Raw genomic sequence first — 20,323 nt, 5'->3', positions numbered from 1 at the left:
TGTGAATATAACATATTTGCATATTGCCTTATGGATAATCATATACACCTTGTTATAAAAGAAGGAAAAGATCCCCTGGAAAAACTGATGAAGCGAATCGGGGTAAGCTATGTTTATTGGTACAATTGGAAATACAAACGATCCGGCCATTTGTTTCAAGATCGATACAAAAGTGAAGTAATTGAAGACGATAGATATTTATTAGAGGTAATTCGATATATACATCAAAATCCTCTTCAGGCGGAAATGATAACTTCTCTTGGGGAGTACCGTTGGAGCAGCTATGCTGAGTATACTTGGCAGCACTCAAATATAGTAGATACAAACTTCATCCTAGAGATGTTCTCCCGTAATAATGAAACGGCACGGGAACTGTTTATAGAATATATGGGTAGAATGAGTGATTGTGAAAAAGAATTTAATTTGGAAAGGACGAAGAGGCTAACAGACGAAGAAGCAAAAGAAATAATCAAGAATGCTATTGGTAACTTAGCAACTACTCAACTACAATCTATGGCAAAAGACAAAAGAGATGATCTTTTAAGAAAGCTTAAAGCCATTGAAGGATTATCTATTAGACAAATAGCAAGAATAACCGGTCTCAATTTTAATGTTGTTGCTAAAGCTTAGGATACAATCAGAACCGTCCCCTTGTATTTTCCTGTATTCCGCCGAAGGTCACGTGTAGGGAGGCCTCGGTTTGAGGCCTCCCTTAAATCTCTCTAGATTAAATATTGTGTAAAAATGATAGTGTCATTCTTCTAAATTGATCTTTGCATGTCCACATTAAAGGATGGTTGCCGTCATTTACTAAAAATAGTTCAGCTCTTTTTATTTGTTTTGTCATCTTTATGATAGTTTCAGTAAAATTTGGAACATAGTTCTCTTCTTCTAGGCTTCCACAAAATAGTACAGGGCAAGTAATATCCTGCAATTTATCTTTGAAAACATGCCCGTTTATAGCCAAATCAAGCATTAGGTTAGTGTCTTTTTGAACAATATCCTCCCAATCATCTCCATGCGCGCTTTTCCAGAAATCAAGCTGTTCTTTTGATTTGCTTTTTCGTTCTTCGATACATAATTGGATTAGATCACTAGGATATTGGTCTAACTCGCTGTCAGCAATTACGGATCGAACTTTGCTTGGATATAATGCCGCCATTAGCAATCCGATAGCAGCACCGCCGCTACAGCCAATTATGCTAGCCTTATCATAGTTAAGATGTTCAATTAAGCTAACAGCATCTTTTGTTGCTTCTACCCACCAATTTCTAGTCCAATTATTAACTCTGTCAGACTTTCCAGTGCCCCAAAAATCTAGTGAAACAGTATGATAATATTCACCAAAATAATCTATATCGTCAATATGACTGGCGGATGAAGCGGTATTCCCTGGTAGGATTAATAATAACTCACCCGTGCCTTTTTCTCTATAGTACAGCTGATGACCATTGCTCAATAGATAAGCCATAGTAGTTGGTTCCTCCTAAAAACATAATTATCAAAGGTTAAATAAAAAGAACATTTTTACCCCTCCAAGTTAGTGTAGTATTATACTTGGAAATAATTTTATCATTATATGGTTGTAAGATTCAAATCATTTTAGTTTAAGGTATACTCATAAGACCCGGCCGTCTGAGTATCTTGTTGCCTTACTTCACAATAGGTGGCATAATTTAATCGTCAAAGCAGTGTGCTGCAAGGACGGCTTGTTTGTAGGAGGTTATGCCATGAGACAATTTGGTAATTATATAATTTCGTTTCTAGTTTTCGGAGCCTTCATGTACTATGTATTGCCTATGTTCCGCAAAGACATGACGACTCAGCAGCGGATGATCAAGACGATCTGGGGATCGCTGGTGTTTACTCTTGTTAAAGCAATACTTGATTTTCTTCCGCCTTTTTAGTGGAATGCACCTATTCGGCCATAGGAAACAAGGGGGACGTGAGCCACCTTGATCATCCGTTCCCTCCTGTACTCGATAGCTTGCTCACTACCAGTGTACAGGATTGGTTGATTAAGGTGGCTCATTTTTTCATGATCGTTTGGCTCACTTTTATATTAGCAAATACAGACCATAATCAATTTGCCTTACAGACCACTCCAGCAGAGGGTTAAAGGTTACATCTGTATATTAATTTTTGGCCTCCTAATGTTATTCCTTTCGCATGATGCCCGTATTACTTCCGATCGCCAGCACAACTTCATTGTGCAATTTAATTTTTTTTAAATCAAGCCCTGAAATACTCTTAATTTGTCCGCAAGATAACATTTGGGCAAAGGCTTTTTGTGACAAATATAACTTTTCGCGTAAAATCGTTGATACGTTTAATTGGCATGAATATTTGCTTATGATGTGCAACTCTGTGGGATTGTCAATACAAATTTCATCTCCGGTTATTCTGTAATTCGGTAAACCAACTTCTGCTCCATTCCTACGCAATAGTTCAATATCCATAGCGTATTGTTCGACAAGATTGCTGTCGTTCGTGTGAAACTGTTCTAATAGTTCTGGACTTAAACTTTGAGGATTGGTACGCGAATATATAGTTGAGTTCCATGTTGTATCGCAATTCGAGCATTTATAGATTAGCCAAATATCCAAATACTTCCTTTGTGCATTGACCCGAAATAATCCAGAACAGAGATACTCGCTTTTTTTGCCACATTTTTTGCAGTATCTAACTGCTAATGGTGGGGAGAGATATTGCACCTCCCATGTGATTTTTTGCATGAAATGTAATTCCTTCCTATGGTTTCATTAATGAATAGGAAGGTATAAAATGGTGGAATATAATCGTATGTTCTTTTCAAAATGGTTCCTCCTAAGTTTTTTTTATAATCTTATACACACAAGATTTCTTACTTAAAATGTAACATATAGTGAGAAAAGGCCATACCTTAAACACTATTGATAAAAGAAAATGATCCGGAACAGTCATGTAAACTGTACCGGATCATTCTTAAACACCTTTTCTTTTTTCTTGGCTTATAATTCTTTGAATGCTTTTCAAAGATAGAAAATACTTTTGAGACAGATATCCCAAATTGTATCCAGTTTGGTAATCTTTATAAATTTGCATATCCCTAAGTAATAATTCTTCACGGATAGAAGTTCTACTTCCCCATTCTTTTTTATTACTTGATTTTCTTGGAATGTAAATACATTCTCCGTCTACATATTTCTGTACCAATTCAAGTAATTCTATGGGTAGGATATGTTTTGCTCTTTTATAGCTCATCTTGCTCTCCTAAAATAAGAAATTCTTTCATTAGGAATAGCAAAGGCTATTTTTATTATAAAATTGTAGTTTAGTTGCAATAGCCTTTGCTATGCAACAATAACAACTGGATCAAACATAAGATTTCAACCCTCCTTAAATTTTATAATAAGCATAGCATCAGAGCAAATGACCGTCAAGCAGCTGATTGATAACCGGAAAAAGAAAGGCATAGAGGTAGATTACCTACAGGTTTTTAAGTTGTCAGTCGAGAGTAAAGACGGTGTTTCAGTACAAAAAATCGTTCATCGACAAGAATGTCTGTCACCGACTTGAAATGTGGCAGTGGGTACATTTTTTTGCTAAGTTAATCATTTCTTGTGATAAATCAATACCAATTAATTGAAAGCCTTTAGCCGTTTACGCAGTGTGAGCAAGAGTATACGATTAATACAGGTATAGTTAACATAATTCAAAGAATAATTTTGAGAGAATTGTAATGGCACATACTAGAACAAATATTCAAAATGAAGGCCCACGAAGCAAGTATTTCTCTGGTGTTACCTAAAAAGGACTTTTGTTCATGACAGTGGTGCCATGTCCATTAAAGTAACATTTCTCATTATTATAAACGAAAAGCTATAATCTAAAATCCTGTGAGTTAAGTATTTAAACTGGCAGGATTTTGGTTTATAGTAGAAGGATCACCAACAGTATCAAGAACATTGAAAGTTGCTGATTGAGAGGCGACTGTTATGCATATAGACAAAGAAGAAAAAGTAAATTATTGGATAATTCCGGAACTAAACAATCTGGAATTGCTGCATGCAAGATATATAAATCATTCCTTTACAAAACATATTCATGAAGGTTTTGCTTTAGGTGTTATCGAACAGGGGGCACTTCAATTTTCCTATCGAGGTAAACAAAATATTGCAGCCCCAGGATGCATTAATTTGGTAATTCCGGGGGAAGCACATGATGGTACTGCTGTGTCGGATGAGGGATGGACTTATCGAATGTTCTATCTTGAATCGAAGCTTTTGGAACAAGCTGTCTATGAGATATCTGGTAAGATGCGAAAAATCCCGTTTTTTGCGGATGGGGTTATCAAAGATGATTATATGGCGAATTTCATTAGAAATTTTCACCTCTTACTGGAGAATTCAGCTATTCCATTAATCGAGCAAGAATCAATTCTATTAACAATGTTAACGGAATTTATTTCACGTCATGCAGATGAACGTTTGAGTGTAAAAACTGCAGGGTATGACAACCCAGCAGTTAACTTAGCCCGAGAATATATCGAGGCTACCTATACACAAAATTTTTCTCTTAAAGAGCTATCCGTTATTTGTAATCTTAGTCCTTTTCACTTGATCCGCATATTTAAAGAGCGTATAGGAGTTCCTCCGCATGTATATCTAAAACAAGTTAGAATTAAGCGGGCAAAAGTGCTTCTTGCTAAAGGATTCTCTATGTCATTTATTGCTCAAGAAGCAGGATTTACAGATCAGAGTCACTTTGCAAAGCAGTTTAAGCAAATTACCGGAATTACACCTAAAAAATATAGCAATATCATACAAGAAATTTCTCCTGAAAGAGCTAAAATGAAATAAAGCGTCTGAAATTTCTTGCAGTTACTTAAGATATTTACAAGGCGATGCCTAGTATGTTAATGCTACAGATTAGGGAGAAAAACACATCCCAGGGGCTAGCTGTATGATTATAGAAAATGTGCTTAATCCGGCGCAATGTGAACTACAAAAGGTAGTCAGTTAAAAAAAGTTGCAGGTTAATTGACTATAGAAAAGAGGAGATAAATTAGATGTGTACTTGTGAAAACATCAATGAAGATCACCCAGGAGTTAAGAAGGTGCTTGGTGTTGTGGGAAGCCCCCGTAAGCAAGGGAATACACATGCCATGGTATTGAGCGTCATGGAAGGGGCGAAAGCAAGCGGCGCTGAAGCCGAAATCGTTTTTTTGGGTGATCTGAATATAAGGGAATGTAATGGCTGCCACGCCTGCTGGAAAACCGGTCAATGCATCCAAAATGACGACATGAGAAAACTATACGATAAGATCATACAAAGCGACGCGATCGTGTTTGGAACTCCTGTCTACTGGTATGGTCCCACCGCTTTAATAAAAGCATTTCTCGATCGTTTCGTCTACTTTAACTGCTTGGAAAACCGTAGCAAGATAAAAAATAAATCCGTGGCACTGGTTATTCCGTTTGAGGAAGATGATCCTAAAACGGCTGAATTGATTATTACTCTGTTTGAACGCAGCTTCAACTACCTGGATATGCACCTGACAGGCACCGTTATTGCTCCAGGCCTTTTGCATAAAGGTCAAGTTTTGAAAAATTCCGTAATTATGCAAAGCACATTGGAACTTGGCAAAAAACTTATTTTGGATATTAGCTGAGTGGCATGTTATAGAAGCGAGTTTAAGGGTGCCGAAGCCAAATTGGACTTTTAGAGATATAGTAATGGCATGTTATGGAACGTTTTAATGGGATTTTTTAAGGAAGCTTAAAGCCATTGAAGGATTATCCATTAGACAAATAGCAAGAATAACTGGTCTCAATTTTAATGTTGTTGTTATTTGTGAGGGCGCAGAAAATTTTGTGTAAATAAGTATGAAAAATCTTCCTTAATGGCAAGAATAGGAATAAACTATTCAAGTCAGAAAGGAAGATTTTTTATGTCAGCAATTCCAAAGGAAGTTATTAAAGAGCTAATTCGAGATCAAAAATTCACCAATACTACCGAAGTCATTGAATGCAATAAAAGAAATGTTTAGGGATGTACTGGAAGAAATAATGGAAGCAGAGTTAGATAGTGAATTAGGGTATGAAAAGCAGGAACGCAGATTGGATGATAGCAGCAATGATCCACCGAAAAATTATCGTAATGGATACTCAAAAAAGAAGGTAAAGACCCAACTCGGGGAAGTCGCGATCAGTATTCCGCGTGATCGAAACGGTAGTTTTGAACCACGAATCATTGGCAAGTATAGTCGAAATGCAGATGGCATGGAAGAAAAAATCCTGTCATTGTATGCGGCAGGAATGAGCATAAGGGATATTCCGGAACAGATAAAAAGTTTATATGACGTAGAAATCTCTCCAGAGCTCGTGAGCAAAATCAGCGAGAAAATCATGCCGCAGCTTACTGAATGGCAGAACCGGCCACTCGAAGCAGTATATCCATTCATATTCCTGGATGCTATCCATTACAAAATCCGTGAAAATCATCAAATTGTTACCAAAGCAGCCTATGTGGTCTTAGGCGTTAATCTGGATGGATATAAAGAAATACTTGGCATATGGATTGGAGAAATAAAAGTAGTAAGTTCTGGCTTAGTGTGTTAAATGAACTGAAAAGCCGCGGAATACAAGATGTTTACCTGTTCTGCGTAGACGGGCTGAATGGCTTTCGGGAAGCAATTAGTGCCGTATATCCTAAGGCTGGGATTCAACGCTGTATTATTCATCAAATACGAGCCAGTATGAGATATGTTAATTATAAACATGCAAAGGCGTTTACTGCCGACCTAAAAGAAATCTATACTGCAGTGACAGAGGAATCGGCGTTTGAGAACTTAATGAGCTTTAAGGAAAAGTGGGGTTCAAAATACCCAGCTGCCATAAAGAGCTGGGAGGATAACTGGGATATTCTGTCTACCTTTTTTGCATATCCGCCAGGTATACGGAAAATCATATACACAACAAATATTATTGAAGGACTACATAGACAGTTTCGCAAAGTAACAAAAACAAAAGCAGTGTTTCCTAATGATGATTCGTTACGTAAGATGCTATATCTTGCATCGAATAACATCGCAAAAAAACGGACTCAGCGCTATCGCGATTGGGAAATGGTTTTGAATCATTTAGCCGTGCTTTTTGAAGGACGATTGGCTATTTGATCTGTCCAATAAAGTATGATTCCCTGGGCTGGTCACGGCATTCACGCTAACGCGCGCATACCTACGACCAACCCAGGGAAGATGGCTAATAAGGGGGCAATGAACCATCCTGCCTTGCAGGCAAAACCACCTAATATCTGCCTTAAGGAAATTACTAATTACACAAAATTCGCCGCAGACCCCAGTCAAAGACTGTATTCTATAGTATCAGAAGTGTTCTTTATCTATGATACCGATGCTGCATAATCTCTCGTATTGCCTGCTTATGACGTTCGATTTCTCGCTGCTGCCGCTTGTGCCAGTTCTTTTTCGATTCAAATGGGCGTCTCCGCATTTCGTGTTCATGCCGGGCGTTTTCTGCATGTATTCTACGGTTATTTTCTCTCTCCCACATATGACTGTCATGGTTATTCCTCCTATGCTCATAACGTTGGTGCTTCTCATATTTAGGCGAAGCCTCCGCCAGTGATGCCATCATCCCTATTTGCAGTAGTCCTACCATTGAAAATATAATTATCTTTTTCACCATATCTTTCATCATATACCTCCATTACTTGTATTCGGAAACATAATTGTACGCAGACTTTCATTGCAGAGCCCATTCCTCTTGATTTGCTGGTAAAGATTTCTGGTCGAAATATCTGAGCTCGCTGCCACATAAGCCCTCAATAAGACTAAGAATGCGGTTAAAACAATTGTTATTGTTGCTTTCATGTATTACCCCTTCCTTATTATTTTGTTTTCCAGTTCTATTACGACGTAACCCGTGAAAAAGTTGGCTTTACGATGATATTTTTAGAAAGTTGGTTTAAAAATGATTTCAATCCAAAATTCTGCTGATAAGACCGTCTAAAATAACAAAGGAGCCATGCTGAAACTCTTACGTTTCAACATGGCTCCTTTCTATTGGTCACGGCAACCATTCTTCTATGTTAAATGAAAAAATAGTAATCGATAGATTGGTTTTTAATCTCCAGGCATTTGGATCGTTAGCTCTCCGGGTAATATTATCCAACCGCCGGTATATTTCCGCTCGTTTCTCCTGCGGGCAATCGTGCTTAATTAGTATCCTTTCAATAATATTAGCAAACTCATCAGGCTGAATCTCTTTTTGGCTGCAATAGACTGTATACAGGGAACAGATAACATCCCGTATTGCCGTATTGCCAAATTGAAAATTACGGATGGTATCCAATATCATAAAGACATCTTTTGCAACAGAACCGCCGATCAGGGAAGGCCTGGTAAAATCCCCTTCGCCATTTGATGTACTGACAGCTGCTAACAGATTTTCCTTCACCTGAGCGTAATAGGCCGGGCCGTGCTTTTTTTCATTATACAAGGTATGGAGATAGAGCATAATACTCTCGGAAATATTACCGTCTCGATCCCAGCCGTACATGCGAGTTATATCTTCTTGCCACCAGCGTTGCAGTACAGCCAGATCTCCCTTGTTGGCCTGAATATCGTCAAGAAAAGCAAAAAGGTGTTTCCCGGTTCGAAAGTAGTTTTCACTAAACAGCACTGAATTCGTTAGGGTTAAAATTCTGGAGGATTCCCCAGTCTCGCTATAAGAAAAAAATGTCGGCATTTCAATCACGGTGAGTAGCTTGTCCTGATGACCGGCTATTGGTCTGTCAAACGAAGCAGGCTGCAGCAATTCTTCATAGAACCGATAGGGCTCTGCCAGAGCATGCAGCACCCGGTCTATCTGCCGTTGGTGCTGGGGATAAAAATAAACTTCCACAAAACCTTCCCGGCCAGGGAAATCCCTTTTCTCTCGTTGATAGGGCCCGGTTACTAAAAACACATCACGCCCCGAATCTGATGCAAAGTGATACCGCCGTTTATAATCACCTGTTAGCGGCTCGTTCTCTACCTGGTCCAGATTGGAGGCTACCATGTTGTCTGAGTCTATATCTACCGTCATAGTAAACGGAACAGCAATATGCCCCGCGTATTTAGCCCATAATGTGGTTTCCAGCGAATCATTCTTAAAACTTGAATATTCCTGAAGTTGATAAAGCAAATGATCACCGGGAATCGGGTACCAGGCATAGCCACTGCGTAATAGGGAAAACGAGGGGGAAACCAAGTTTACAGGGCCTGTGGGACGAGCTAGTCTGCCGTTGAACCACTCCCAAACCTGCCCGGAATAAGAAATCGCTAAGGATAGAGACTTGCGGTCCTGATAATCGGATGGGATACGAATTAGCAGCCGGGAGCCTTCCTGCCGCCAGTTTATCTCTTGCCCACTGTCTGCCAAAATTACTTTCTGAACTATAAAATAATTTCGCAGGGTAAAGCAAACCTCTTCGGCGGAGTTAGCGCCAAGTTTCAACTGTAATGTGGCCAATCCTTCAAGTCTATGGGACTGGCTCTTCATTTTTAGTTGAAGATGATAATTCTCCAACACCGGTATACTTCCTGGCAGATAATTAAACGGCTGCCTCCTGGCCGTTTCTTGAAAAGCGGAATGAAAGTCTTTTTCCCGGTTATCAAGCTCCCGTAAGATAAGGCCACCGGCAAATACACTGCCAGTCACTGCCAGGATAAGCAGTGGGATAACCAGTTTCGATTGCCAGACCGCTTCACCACGTTTTTTCATCTGCCATGTAGCGGCAGCTAGTAAAAATAGAATGGCAATAGCAACCATGAAGAGGGCGAAAGCCGGCATAAGCTCCTGATGGGGAAAATAACCTAATACAACCGAAGGCCAACTTGGCAGCATCACTGCATGACTTATGAAAAACAGCTTGCCTAACCCTGGAAAATCGGCAAGATTATTGACCAAAATTCGGGTGCTAATCCAGCAGAAGCCTGCCAAAAAGTACAGCCAGGCAGAGTATCCGGTAAGTAAATTGAGGAAAAAAGTAAAACAAATTATTGTTATGCAGGTCGTTACATATTTTAGCGTAAGGAATAATAAATCATTGCTGTTAAATAGCCATTCGGCCGGTTGAGTTTCAAGCAAGACACCGACAACGATTACCATAAATGGCCACAGTCCCAACAAAATAAAAAACACCGCTAACATCCTGGCCAAAATCAGCTTTTCTGTAGGCAACGGCAAAGAACGTAAAATGTTAGCGAAACCTGATTGTTCATCCCGGTTCAATACATTAATCATTAGAATCAGGATGATTAAAAACATTAGAGCAGGGATAAAAACCGCCACTATCGCCAGTAGCCCGATAAGCCAATGGGTTTTACTTTTGAGACAAATTCTAATTTCAGCGATAATTAACTGCGATAACTGACTCATCGGTTTGCCCTGCTTGCCAGCACTGCCTTATAGCCTTCTTCCACCAGGCCGCTCCCGGTGCCGCTGTTCTGCTTGCGGTTCAGGAGTGGTACGCTGGCCGCAAGTTCCCCGGCTGTTCCTTCAAAAGCTTTTTTTCCCTTATCTAATATCAAAATTCGCTCGGCACACTGAATATCCGCCAGCAGGGATGATGCAAAAATAACCAGCCGCTGCTGACCTAAGCGGGCGAGCAATAAGCGAAGTTTGCTGCGTTCTTCAGGATCAAGGCCAGCGGTTGGCTCATCAAGTAGTACTATCTGCGGATCACCCAACAGAGCTTGCGCAATTCCAACCTTTTGCCGCATTCCCCTGGAAAATGTGCCGATATTTTGGTCTGCCGCTGCTACCAGCCCCACTTGTAGTAAAGCACTTTCGACAGATATTTTCCGTGTCCGTTTATTGGCAATACCTTTCAGCAAAGCAATATAATCCAGCATCTCCCTGGCAGTAAGCTGAGGATACAAACCAAGAGTCTGCGGTAAATAACTGATCAGACTTCGCAGCTGCGGTTGATTTACCGTTTTCCCGTCAACGGTCAGCGTGCCTGACCGAGGCAGAAGCATGCCGGCTAAAACCTGCAGCAGCGTGGTTTTTCCCGACCCGTTAGGTCCCAGGATAATATTAACCCCTTTTAAAAAAGCACAGGTAATATTTAAGATACCTTCGGCAGGTTCTTTCACGATTTTTTTAGACAGCCAGGGAAACTTCAACCTCCCACACAAGCAGCGTATTCCATTTGCTTTATACAATAGTGTAGTGCCCTCAAGCCGAATTACCATGGTGAACTATCCTCATCCTTTCGGCGGTAACGCTGCATCCACCAGCAATAGGCATCCTCCATAGTTGGGACTACCTCTTTAACTCCCGGAATAGGGGGTTTGTTCTTGCAGATCACCCTGCACTGGCATCGGTCCCCTATACAGGTAGCAGCGCTAACTTGATAGCTGTTTTGTAAACTAAGCCACTCCCTTTTCTCAGTCTCAAAGACCCATACCTGCCCCCTGGCCTCATCCTTAAATACCGTCGGTAGACCCGCAAACTGTAGTTTCCCATCCACTAGAAGCAATAGTTTGCTCATCGGTAAACCTGCAAAAATGTGGCTGCTAAGCAGTATTACTTTATCTCGGGACAGGCGAAAAAGAAGCGCGGCAATATGGTCCTGTTCCTCCTGATCCAGTCCGCAAAACGGTTCATCAAGCACCAGGATATCAGGGTCATTAAGCAGCGTCTGGGCCAATCCCAGGCGCTGCTTAAGACCGGTGGACCAGTTAGTAATTTTAACACTGCACTGTGAGCTTATTCCCAGGAGGTCAGCTACATATTCGGCCCGTTGGCCACCCGCCCTCGGGACAACGCCCTTTAATCCTGCAAGGTAGCATAAGAACTCCTTGCCGGTCATGTTATCATAAAAACTTATTGTCTGTGGCAAATAGCCCTGTCTGATTTTATAGCGAAATAAATCAATATATATATCCTGTCCACCGAAAGAAAGGCTGCCAGAGTCCGGGCGCTGCACGCCAGCTATAATTCGTAGCAAAGTTGATTTACCGGCCCCGTTAGGACCCGCAAGAACATGCAGCCCTTTACCAAGATAAACTGAAATTTTGTCCAGCATGAAATTAGTTCGATTAAACCTTTTAGATACATCGATAAGCTCCAGCATGTACTCACCTTCCACTTTACCAGTCTCTAAAGGCGTCCTCTGTAAACTGCGAACTAATATTCCAGCGTTTATACGAATACAAAATTAAGACTGCTCCCGAGACCATTCCGAGGATATCAGAAAAATATACCGGTTGTCCAGGCAAAAGAATTGAAAATAGCGATGCTCCCTTGGCCGTCGCCAACTGAACTATCCAGGCAACTGCCGATACAAGGCAGCCGCCTGCAATCCCTAACCGTAAGGAAGCCGCCAAGGCAATCCCCAGCATTAAAAGCAAGGGTCCAAGCCAGCTTGTTATTACCTGCCACAAAACCCGCTCTTGCCAATAGCTGACTGCCGGTGTTGCCAGCAGGCACAGTAAGATATCAAACCCCAGAACAACAATGAGTCTGGCTGTTGCCAACTGGGCTGGTGAATAAGGACAAGCAGCTTCTAATTCGCTAACGCCGCTGTGTTTGGCTCTGAATTCATAGAGTACTGTTAAAATACCAAGCACAGGCGAGGCATTAGCCAGAAACAGCAATGTATTACCATCAACTGCATTGGTAAGCGCGAGGCCAGACATAAGAATTATGGTACACATCGCCATAAACCATTTACTTAACAGCATTGCCTGCGGCTGAACCAGTTGTAACATATTGAGACGCCCGCAAAATTCCGGGAGGGGTTGGCTCTTATCTACCGGGAGTAAGGGTATTTGTTCCTTCAGAACCGGCTTCAGCAGGGCAATTAGCTTAGCCGTATCCTGTCCCGAAGGCGGAGTTATCTTATAACTGTCCAGAAGTTCCAGTGTATGCATGAGTTTTTCATTATCGTCTTGCCCTGTTTCTGCGAGTATCTGCTGTTTTTTATTATCCGGCATTTCAGTCATCTGCGCCTTCCTCCCTTGCCAGCATTCGCCGTAGATGTTCTAAAGCAGTGAACAGCCTTGACTTTACCGTCCCTATGGGGATATCCATTACTATAGAAATTTCCTCTAGCTTTAAATCCTGATAATATCTAAGAATTAAAACCTCGCGATAAATTTCCTTCAAACATTCGAGCGCTTGTACGACCCTTTCCCGGTCCTGATTAAATAGCAGGATACTCTCTGGGGTATCTGGACTAACCACAGTGCCCTCTGGATGATTAAAAACCGGAAAATCCTTTTGCACATATGCTTTTTTAAAATAGTCTTTACAGGTATTTGAGGCAATCGTATAGATCCATGGCTGAAAAGGCAGCTGGACATTATACTTCGCGATATTCCGAAAAACCTTAATAAAGACCTCTTGCACAAGGTCGGAGGCAGCATGATATTCAACACCCATTCGCATTACATATGCATGAATTGGTCCATGGTAACGCGTAACAAGAAGTTCTAATGCCTGGCCGTCCCCTTGCTGTACTTGGATTGCTAACTGTTCATTGGAAATCAAATCAATCACCTAATATATTGATAATACGACTCAAAAGTCGGAATAGTTCGATGTTAAACTCTTCCAGTACATTCGCCTCATATCCAGGAAATCCTTCAATAATTTCTTACACTCAGGAATAGTTCTCTATTTTCTCTGAATAAAATGTGCATTTGACCGAACCAAGCAAGCACCACTATCGTACTAGAGGTTGTAACAGCTATAACAGCTGAAAGAAGGAGGAGAATTCGATGAAAACATCAATCATGGTATTGCTAATAGGAATATTTATCTTAAGCAGTGTGTCGGCGGCATGGGCGGTAGATACAAGCAACTGGATCAAGTTATCAGAGGTCGATGATTTGACTTTATATGTTAATGAGCAAAGCATCAAAAATCAGAACGCAATTATTTCTTGTGTAACCAAGATGGTGCAAAAGGATGGCTCGTACATTATGGTCAATTATCTGTTTCAGACCGAAAAGAAACAAATGAAAGTAACTTACATGAAAGAATACGATAACAATAACAAGCTGCTAAGCGAAAATAAGTATGAGGATGATTGGGAAATCATCGATATCGACAGCGAAGAGATTTATAACAGAATAGTGTCACTATCGAAAAAATAGAGAGGAAAGTTACTATGAAAAAAAACATTTATAAAATTATCGGCTTTATACTTACTGTCAGCATAATTGCTACGCTTCCTGCTATCACCGCACTTGCCGAGGAAAAAGCAGCAAAGGAAAAGAAAGTCAAGTGGGGTATCGCAGTGAGCGCCTGGTTCCCCTCGGTCCAAGGGAAAGCCAGCGCAGGTAATGAGATCGATTATAAAGACACCTTGGGGTTGGATAACAAAAACGGTGTTTCTGTCTTCCCAACTTATGGGGCTGATTCCAAAGGCAAGTGGGATGCTGGCTACGAAACTTTCTCTTTTGAAAGTGATAAACAAGTAAATGACAGCTTTCAATTCAATAAGGGCAGATTTGATAGCGGCAACCAGATTCATTCTGAATTGGACATAGAATACGTCCGTTTAAAATATATGCCCTCTTACAAAGAAGCGGGCAATTCCAACTTTTCAATGGTATGTGGTCTGGGCTACAGTAAATTCGACATTTCATTACGCAACAAATCAACAGCAAATGGTACTGTAGAAAAGAGCTTCCATTCTCTTCTGCCAACCATCGGTGCCCGTTTTGAAACAGGAAGAAGCTCGCCTACCGTATATTATGCCGAACTTAACGGCATGTCACTGAAACATAAGGGCTATATAAGCGATATGGAAGCCGGCTTTGCCCATAGCTTTTCAAGTAAGGCAGTTTTTCGGGGCGGTTACCGTTCCGTTCATCTAAAAGCCGTCCAAAAGGATGACTTTGCCAAAGCTACTCTACAGGGGCCGTTTGCCGAAATGAGATATAAGTTCTAAGGTTGGTATGACGCTTACGATTGAATTTTATTTTTGTAGCATTTGCGACGAACAAAACTCCTGCCGAATTTTTGGATGAATTCACCAGGAGTTTTGCTGTTTGGGGAGTATTAGGGGACTAGGGGACGTTCCTTTTTTGTCTTGAACCCTTAATAGGGATTGTAATTTTCATTCTGATTTTTTCCATAGCACGTACGGGTTCGTACTGTATGAATATAGGGAGTAGATTTATATGCAAAGAAAATGTACAAACTGCAGTGTAGTAATGAAAAATGCCTTATTAAGCGCAAATGGTGGCTACGCTTTAGTAGAAGAAATTAAAAAAGGTTTTGGTGCTAAAGTTTGTGGCGTAGTTACATATGTTTGTCCGAAATGTGGGTATATTGAGCTATTTGCAGAAAAACCAGAAATATTTAACAAATAGAGCTTGTACCAAATCCCGATTTTTCAAGATAGTGCTAAAATCTGCTATGATGGGATGAAAAAAGCCATCGCCAAATTGAGCGAAAAGAACTTAAAGGGCAAATTGTATTGGAACTTTCGCTCATCATGGTGAAGCGACGTATTTCTGCTAGCCGGACCTTATCATTGCCGAAAAAGGCAGGCGCCGGGCGGAAGCGGCTTTATCGAGATGTATAGTTATCACCAGCATCAGGATAGAATCTACGAGATTCTGAATTCGCTTACGGCCCGTACCTGGTCTTCGAAGATTTGCTTCAGTCGAACCGTTTTTCCGGCCGCGATGCACCCAAGCCGGGAAGAAGTAATTGAATTATAAGTAAATGCTCCAATAGCAGAGGCCCTTCTTGATCGATATTCAATAATGGTTGATGAGCAACAGTAGGAAATAGTTAAAGGTGTTTTAATGAAAGGTGTGTGAAATGTAATTTAGAATGCAAAGTTAAGCGGTTTTAAAAAGCAAACATATTAGGGGGGATTATTTTGTCTCATGTACGACTGATTATTGGTTTTATTCTACTCTGCCTAATGGGAACAATCAATTTGTCCTTAGCCGCGGCTAAGATGTACGAAAATCCGAAGAAAAACGTGGCGTTGATTATTATAAACGATAAGAAGCTATCGCGAATTTTAGACAAGCAAATGAATAGTCTGCTTGTTGAACCGATTACACAGCAGCTTAGTTATCAATATCATGTCTCGGTAGACAACATTTATTATGAGAAATTGAAAGCCGCAGGTTATTCCAGTATCATAAGTCTTGAAAGAAGCGACATTATTGAAACATTAGCGGCAGAGAACCTTGATTATGCAATCCTCATTGAAGCACTTCCCTTTACGAAGGGTTACAATCCGCTTGATGGTGATCTCTACCAGACTTGGATGTATCATATGCACATGGAAATTATAGATTTTGAAAATAACAAAACCCTATATAACGGTAACTTCAATAATCAAGCCGGTAGTATTGGTAACCAATCCAAAGTTGAGCCAATGACAAAACAAATGGTCAAAATTGTATTTAAAAAACTAATATAAAGCAGAATAGCATAGTGGTATACTGCTTTTTTTCTAGGCTCTCGTGTTGGATATGAGAGATACCTTTGACTCTTCTCTCCTCTGGCGAGGCTCTTAAAGGAATCAAACATTTCAAAGGCTGTTCTCATAGCATACGGCATTGTTTGACAGAGCAAGCGTCGAGCCGAATAAAAGACATGTTATCCCCGGAAAGCAGCGGCAAGTGCGTCCGACTGGCAATAAGAAATGAAATCAAACATTTCGCAGGATAGCTACTCGTTATTTCAGGAAGGGCCTAAAAAAGGATTTGGGATACTGAGAACTAATTGTTAAAGAAGTGGAGGGATAATTATGTTTTTTTGGAAAAAATGGTATGCAATACTGCCGCTGCTGCTGGTGGCGGCGCTCCTGCTGGGGTGCGGCGGACAGCAGCAGTCGCTCGACAATATCATAAATGCTGTCGATCAGTTGACGGAAAATATGCTTGTGGCGATGAATGAGAACGATTACAATCGCTTTTCACGGGACTTCGACGATCAGATGAGGGTCGACCTGGACGAAGCGAAGTATAAAAGCACGGTGCCGGCGATAACGGCTAAGATCGGCAAGTACTTGTCGAAAGATTTCGTCGGCTTGGAAAAGAAAGATCAGTATACCATAGTGGTGTATAGGGCGAACTTTTCCCTTGAGCCGGACGGAGTTACGGTTCGCAGCGTTGTCGGTGACAAGAACGACAAAAAGGTGATCAGTGGCTTCTGGCTGGACTCGCCGAAGCTACGGGGGAACTAGGCATCACGCTTGCGGTAAAAGACAAAGAGTTCCTGGTATCACTTCTTTCGAGAAAGTCTGCAGTTTCTTTTGGTGCAAAATTAGTTTGATATTAGAATAAGTGGGTGAATTTCCATGGGTAAGGCCATTATTATAGGTGCAACATCGGGTATCGGAAAGGAGCTTGCCAAAGTATTTTCCTACCAGGGCTATGAAGTTGGAATCGTTGGACGGAGGGAAATGCTTTTGGCCGAGGTTGCTGAAGAATTACCAGGTAAGTCTTATGTGAGGCAAATTGATATTGTGTTTGCCAGCAAAGCTAAAGTGCAATTAGAAGAACTGATTAAAGAGATGGATGAGGTTGACATAATCGTTATTAGTGCTGGGGTTGGCTATATCAATTCTTCACTGGATTGGATGGACGAGGAGAAAACAATTAACACTAATGTATATGGCTTTACAGCCATGTGTAATGTAGCCATGCAATACTTCGCCAGACAAAGGAAAGGCCAGCTAGTTGGTATTTCATCGATTGCGGCTATCAGAGGAAGTGGCGCATCCCCAGCTTATGCGGCATCGAAGGCTTTTGTATCAAACTACTTAGAAGGACTACGTTTATGGGCGTACCTAAAAGGGCTCTCGGTGACCGTGACGGAAATTCAACCGGGATTTGTTGATACCGCGATGGCTAAAGGCGATGGATTATTTTGGGTTGCGGCTACAGATAAAGCCGCTCAACAAATTTACCGCGCTATCGTAAAAAAACAGTCGCACGCTTATATTACAAGGCGATGGCGCTTTATTGCTTGGTTTATGAAGGTTTTACCGGAATACATTATGAAGAAGTTATCCAAAAGCAGATAGGTTTTGAAGTGTCTTCTTAGTTCTCTTCAAAGTGCATCTAGAGGCTCTGGTTGATTCTGAGTCACAATCTGTTTTAATTTTATTTATATGCGGTTGCTTACAGTAAAACAAGATGCTTATAAAGATTAACGGCATAAGCTTTTTTATAATAAAACTGTAAGGCAATCGTTATTTTTTTTCGTACAAATTGAAGTAGTATATAGGTGGAACCTATGCTTGGGCAATTAATTTTTGCGAATGACTGTCTAAAGAGAATTTTAAGAAAAGAGTGCTGCTTTGAAGAAGATTTTTGTCATCATTATTTTTCTATTATTTATAATAACATGTTATTGTGTTCAAAAAGGGTTTAATGCTAATGAACAGAAGGGTGTAAATATTGAGCCATCATTAACGCTTGCGGAACATACATCCGAAACTAGTGAATCATCGACTACTTTTGTAGAGAAGAGAAATACTTTTACATATAACGACCATAAAATTCAATACATGCTTATTTTTCCTGCGGGATACGCCCAAACTACAAACCATTGGCCAATGATTTTATTTTTACATGGAAGCTCACTTCGTGGGCAAAACATAGATTTAGTTAAAGAATATGGACCAACTTGGGTTGCAGAAAGACGCACTGACTTTCCCTTTATCGTTCTTGCACCACAATGTCCGGAAGACGAAACTTGGTTGAATAAGTCGGATGTTCTGGCGGCGTTACTTGATGATGTCTTTACAAAATATCGTATAGATGAAGATAGAGTTTATTTGACCGGAACGAGCATGGGCGGGAACGGCACTTGGAATCTAGCTTGTCAGCATCCAGAATACTTTGCAGCGATAGCTCCTCTGGCCTCGAATCCAACAGTTCCAAACAGTTGGAATAAGCAGTTGATCTCTATGCCAATATGGGCATTTCATGGTGAAAAGGATACCATTTGTCCAATGAAGAATGATGAAGAAATGATTAACGCTCTATTAGCACAGGGTAGCAGACCAAAGTTTACAGTTTTACAAGATCAAGGGCACAATATTGCCGGTGTATATAAGAATCAGGAACTCTATGATTGGTTTCTAACTTATACTCGGCATCATTGATAATAGCTTAAGATTCCAGGTGGTTCTAACTCGCGCAGTAACTAGACATTGATTTAATTATTGATTAACGCCTAGTTACTACTGTTTCGTGGCATGTTATGGAATAAAATTGCGAGGCCGCAAAGCCAGATAAATTATTGATCTTCACACCCCGTCCTCTTGACATCCCAATATAGCTAGTTTTTCTGGTGAACTGTATAGGTTTATATTAGACATGAAAATGCTCCCCTCTCGGTAGTAGGTTTTTATCATTTAACCTATCTACCTTAAAGGGAGCATATCAATGTGGCGGTGGGGCTTTGCTTTTATGTGTTTCTTTGACTTTCGGGAGATCCGAGAAGTGGCCTAATTGTACATGACATGAACATTAGGGCTAGCAGGCAGAAAAATTATAGAAAGATGCCGCGTTGGGTTAGTTTAAAAGGAATGAATTAACCCCAATTCACTGAATACGACATTGGCTCATTGTTTTATATGCTATGCAAATAAGTTTGTAATATTTTTTTATAATCAACATCACTTTGGTGGGAGTTTGCCATTTGTAATTACAAATTTAATTTTATCATCTATACTAGGAGCTACTCCTTTTTGTTTTAATATATCTGCCAAGTGATTTGTGGTTCCAACACTTCCGTCGAAAAAAACAGTTTCCTTTGTAAACGATTGTTGCAAAACCACGGCATCTACTTTGATTTTAGCCATATAATCCATATCCTTTTGGACGTATTGTTTTACTTCGCTTTTCGTCTTTTCCCCATAAGGCAAATGCTCAATATCAGCATAGTAAGTGTAATCAGCAAATGGTAGTATTTTTAAAGCGTGACCAAGAACAGTTAAGCCGCCAATACCAGAGTCAAAAAAGCCGATCTTCATCCTAATCCCTTCCTAGTTTCAATTATTGTATTTATATTATCATGAACAACTCCGTCAAAATATAGAACTCCGATTTAAAAAAAATAATGCCTATATAATACCATAAACTAGCAGCCGTAGGAATCCTGTATGGGAGTTGGCTGTTCTACTTCTACAACGTAGTGGGTGCTACTTGCCTGTACTTCTTAAAATAGCGGCTAGATACAAGGGGACGTCAGACCAATGTCATAAAGCTTAAATGTAATAAAAAGGAAATAAAAGACTTGACTTTTTAAAAACGCCCCAACAATCGAGATGGATACCG

General features: G+C 40.4%; 22 protein-coding genes and 1 pseudogene. 13 read left to right on the top strand and 10 right to left on the bottom strand.

Annotated features, from left to right (window positions below):
- The coding region (locus B9A22_RS23950; protein ID WP_139796375.1) for a transposase at positions 1-630 on the top strand (630 nt) is incomplete at its 5' end.
- Positions 631-727: 97 nt separating this feature from the next.
- On the opposite strand, the gene B9A22_RS23945 is transcribed toward B9A22_RS23950, so the two are convergent.
- Positions 728-1,471 (bottom strand): alpha/beta fold hydrolase, encoded by a 744-nt coding sequence (locus tag B9A22_RS23945; RefSeq protein WP_084578453.1) that lies wholly within the window; start codon positions 1,469-1,471, stop codon positions 728-730.
- A gap of 259 nt (positions 1,472-1,730) precedes the next feature.
- Between B9A22_RS23945 and B9A22_RS25730 the strand changes: the two genes are divergently transcribed.
- A complete protein-coding gene (locus tag B9A22_RS25730) occupies positions 1,731-1,907 on the top strand; it encodes a hypothetical protein (protein WP_176215674.1) in 177 nt (58 codons plus the stop codon).
- Between the two features lie 249 nt (positions 1,908-2,156).
- Here the strand turns inward: B9A22_RS25730 and B9A22_RS23940 are convergent, their stop codons facing one another.
- Both B9A22_RS23940 and B9A22_RS23935 read right to left on the bottom strand, forming a co-directional pair.
- Positions 2,157-2,735 (bottom strand): DUF1062 domain-containing protein, encoded by a 579-nt coding sequence (locus tag B9A22_RS23940; protein ID WP_084578452.1) that lies wholly within the window; start codon positions 2,733-2,735, stop codon positions 2,157-2,159.
- 229 nt (positions 2,736-2,964) lie between these two features.
- Positions 2,965-3,243 (bottom strand): CD3324 family protein, encoded by a 279-nt coding sequence (locus B9A22_RS23935; RefSeq protein ID WP_084578451.1) that lies wholly within the window; start codon positions 3,241-3,243, stop codon positions 2,965-2,967.
- A 734-nt stretch (positions 3,244-3,977) separates the two neighbouring features.
- On the opposite strand from B9A22_RS23935, the gene B9A22_RS23930 reads away from it, so the two are divergent.
- The 4 genes and pseudogenes from B9A22_RS23930 to B9A22_RS25110 all read left to right on the top strand — a co-directional run bounded on the left by B9A22_RS23930 (position 3,978) and on the right by B9A22_RS25110 (position 7,405).
- Entirely contained in the window at positions 3,978-4,841 is an 864-nt protein-coding gene (locus tag B9A22_RS23930) for an AraC family transcriptional regulator (RefSeq protein ID WP_084578450.1), read from the top strand.
- A 209-nt stretch (positions 4,842-5,050) separates the two neighbouring features.
- Complete coding sequence (locus B9A22_RS23925) at positions 5,051-5,653, top strand: flavodoxin family protein (protein WP_084578449.1); 603 nt, start codon at positions 5,051-5,053, stop codon at positions 5,651-5,653.
- A gap of 279 nt (positions 5,654-5,932) precedes the next feature.
- Positions 5,933-7,159: pseudogene (locus tag B9A22_RS23920) on the top strand (IS256 family transposase).
- Between the two features lie 15 nt (positions 7,160-7,174).
- Positions 7,175-7,405 carry a hypothetical protein gene (locus tag B9A22_RS25110; protein WP_139796374.1) on the top strand — a complete coding sequence of 77 codons (231 nt, stop codon included), beginning with the start codon at positions 7,175-7,177 and terminating at the stop codon, positions 7,403-7,405.
- Here the strand turns inward: B9A22_RS25110 and B9A22_RS23915 are convergent.
- The 6 genes from B9A22_RS23915 to B9A22_RS23890 form a co-directional block, all read right to left on the bottom strand.
- Positions 7,380-7,697 carry a hypothetical protein gene (locus B9A22_RS23915; protein ID WP_084578448.1) on the bottom strand — a complete coding sequence of 106 codons (318 nt, stop codon included), beginning with the start codon at positions 7,695-7,697 and terminating at the stop codon, positions 7,380-7,382. The two genes, B9A22_RS25110 and B9A22_RS23915, sit on opposite strands and share 26 nt — an antisense overlap.
- Positions 7,698-8,069: 372 nt before the next feature.
- Positions 8,070-10,424, bottom strand: coding sequence for an ABC transporter permease (locus B9A22_RS23910; protein ID WP_084578447.1), 2,355 nt, complete (start codon positions 10,422-10,424; stop codon positions 8,070-8,072).
- Positions 10,421-11,143 (bottom strand): ATP-binding cassette domain-containing protein, encoded by a 723-nt coding sequence (locus tag B9A22_RS23905; RefSeq protein ID WP_176215673.1) that lies wholly within the window; start codon positions 11,141-11,143, stop codon positions 10,421-10,423. Before B9A22_RS23905 ends, B9A22_RS23910 begins: the two co-directional genes overlap by 4 nt.
- A 92-nt stretch (positions 11,144-11,235) precedes the next feature.
- Positions 11,236-12,126, bottom strand: coding sequence for an ATP-binding cassette domain-containing protein (locus B9A22_RS23900; RefSeq protein WP_084578445.1), 891 nt, complete (start codon positions 12,124-12,126; stop codon positions 11,236-11,238).
- Between the two features lie 16 nt (positions 12,127-12,142).
- Positions 12,143-12,997, bottom strand: coding sequence for a hypothetical protein (locus B9A22_RS23895; protein WP_084578444.1), 855 nt, complete (start codon positions 12,995-12,997; stop codon positions 12,143-12,145).
- Complete coding sequence (locus B9A22_RS23890) at positions 12,990-13,553, bottom strand: RNA polymerase sigma factor (RefSeq protein ID WP_084578443.1); 564 nt, start codon at positions 13,551-13,553, stop codon at positions 12,990-12,992. Before B9A22_RS23890 ends, B9A22_RS23895 begins: the two co-directional genes overlap by 8 nt.
- Before the next feature lie 221 nt (positions 13,554-13,774).
- Between B9A22_RS23890 and B9A22_RS23885 the strand changes: the two genes are divergently transcribed.
- The 7 genes from B9A22_RS23885 (at position 13,775) to B9A22_RS23855 (ending at position 19,146) form a co-directional block, all read left to right on the top strand.
- Positions 13,775-14,152, top strand: coding sequence for a hypothetical protein (locus tag B9A22_RS23885; RefSeq protein WP_084578442.1), 378 nt, complete (start codon positions 13,775-13,777; stop codon positions 14,150-14,152).
- Between the two features lie 14 nt (positions 14,153-14,166).
- The gene (locus B9A22_RS23880; RefSeq protein WP_084578441.1) at positions 14,167-14,952 is read left to right on the top strand and encodes a hypothetical protein; all 786 of its coding nucleotides are present in this window, start codon (positions 14,167-14,169) and stop codon (positions 14,950-14,952) included.
- 232 nt (positions 14,953-15,184) lie between these two features.
- The gene (locus B9A22_RS23875; protein ID WP_084578440.1) at positions 15,185-15,376 is read left to right on the top strand and encodes a hypothetical protein; all 192 of its coding nucleotides are present in this window, start codon (positions 15,185-15,187) and stop codon (positions 15,374-15,376) included.
- A gap of 518 nt (positions 15,377-15,894) precedes the next feature.
- Positions 15,895-16,449: a hypothetical protein gene (locus tag B9A22_RS23870; RefSeq protein WP_084578439.1), complete on the top strand. Its 555-nt coding sequence runs from the start codon at positions 15,895-15,897 to the stop codon at positions 16,447-16,449.
- 330 nt (positions 16,450-16,779) lie between these two features.
- Positions 16,780-17,217 carry a DUF3887 domain-containing protein gene (locus B9A22_RS23865; protein WP_084578438.1) on the top strand — a complete coding sequence of 146 codons (438 nt, stop codon included), beginning with the start codon at positions 16,780-16,782 and terminating at the stop codon, positions 17,215-17,217.
- Positions 17,218-17,331: 114 nt separating this feature from the next.
- Positions 17,332-18,060 (top strand): SDR family NAD(P)-dependent oxidoreductase, encoded by a 729-nt coding sequence (locus tag B9A22_RS23860; protein ID WP_084578437.1) that lies wholly within the window; start codon positions 17,332-17,334, stop codon positions 18,058-18,060.
- A 276-nt stretch (positions 18,061-18,336) separates the two neighbouring features.
- A complete protein-coding gene (locus B9A22_RS23855) occupies positions 18,337-19,146 on the top strand; it encodes a carboxylesterase family protein (RefSeq protein ID WP_084578436.1) in 810 nt (269 codons plus the stop codon).
- Between the two features lie 516 nt (positions 19,147-19,662).
- Here the strand turns inward: B9A22_RS23855 and B9A22_RS23850 are convergent.
- Entirely contained in the window at positions 19,663-20,019 is a 357-nt protein-coding gene (locus B9A22_RS23850) for an aspartate/glutamate racemase family protein (RefSeq protein WP_084578435.1), read from the bottom strand.
- Positions 20,020-20,323 lie beyond the last annotated feature (304 nt).

The sequence above is a fragment of the Sporomusa malonica genome, assembly GCF_900176355.1.
GTDB lineage: Bacteria > Bacillota > Negativicutes > Sporomusales > Sporomusaceae > Sporomusa > Sporomusa malonica.
The sequence above is the reverse complement of the archived record's forward strand: the minus strand, read 5'-3'. Positions and strand labels throughout refer to the sequence as shown.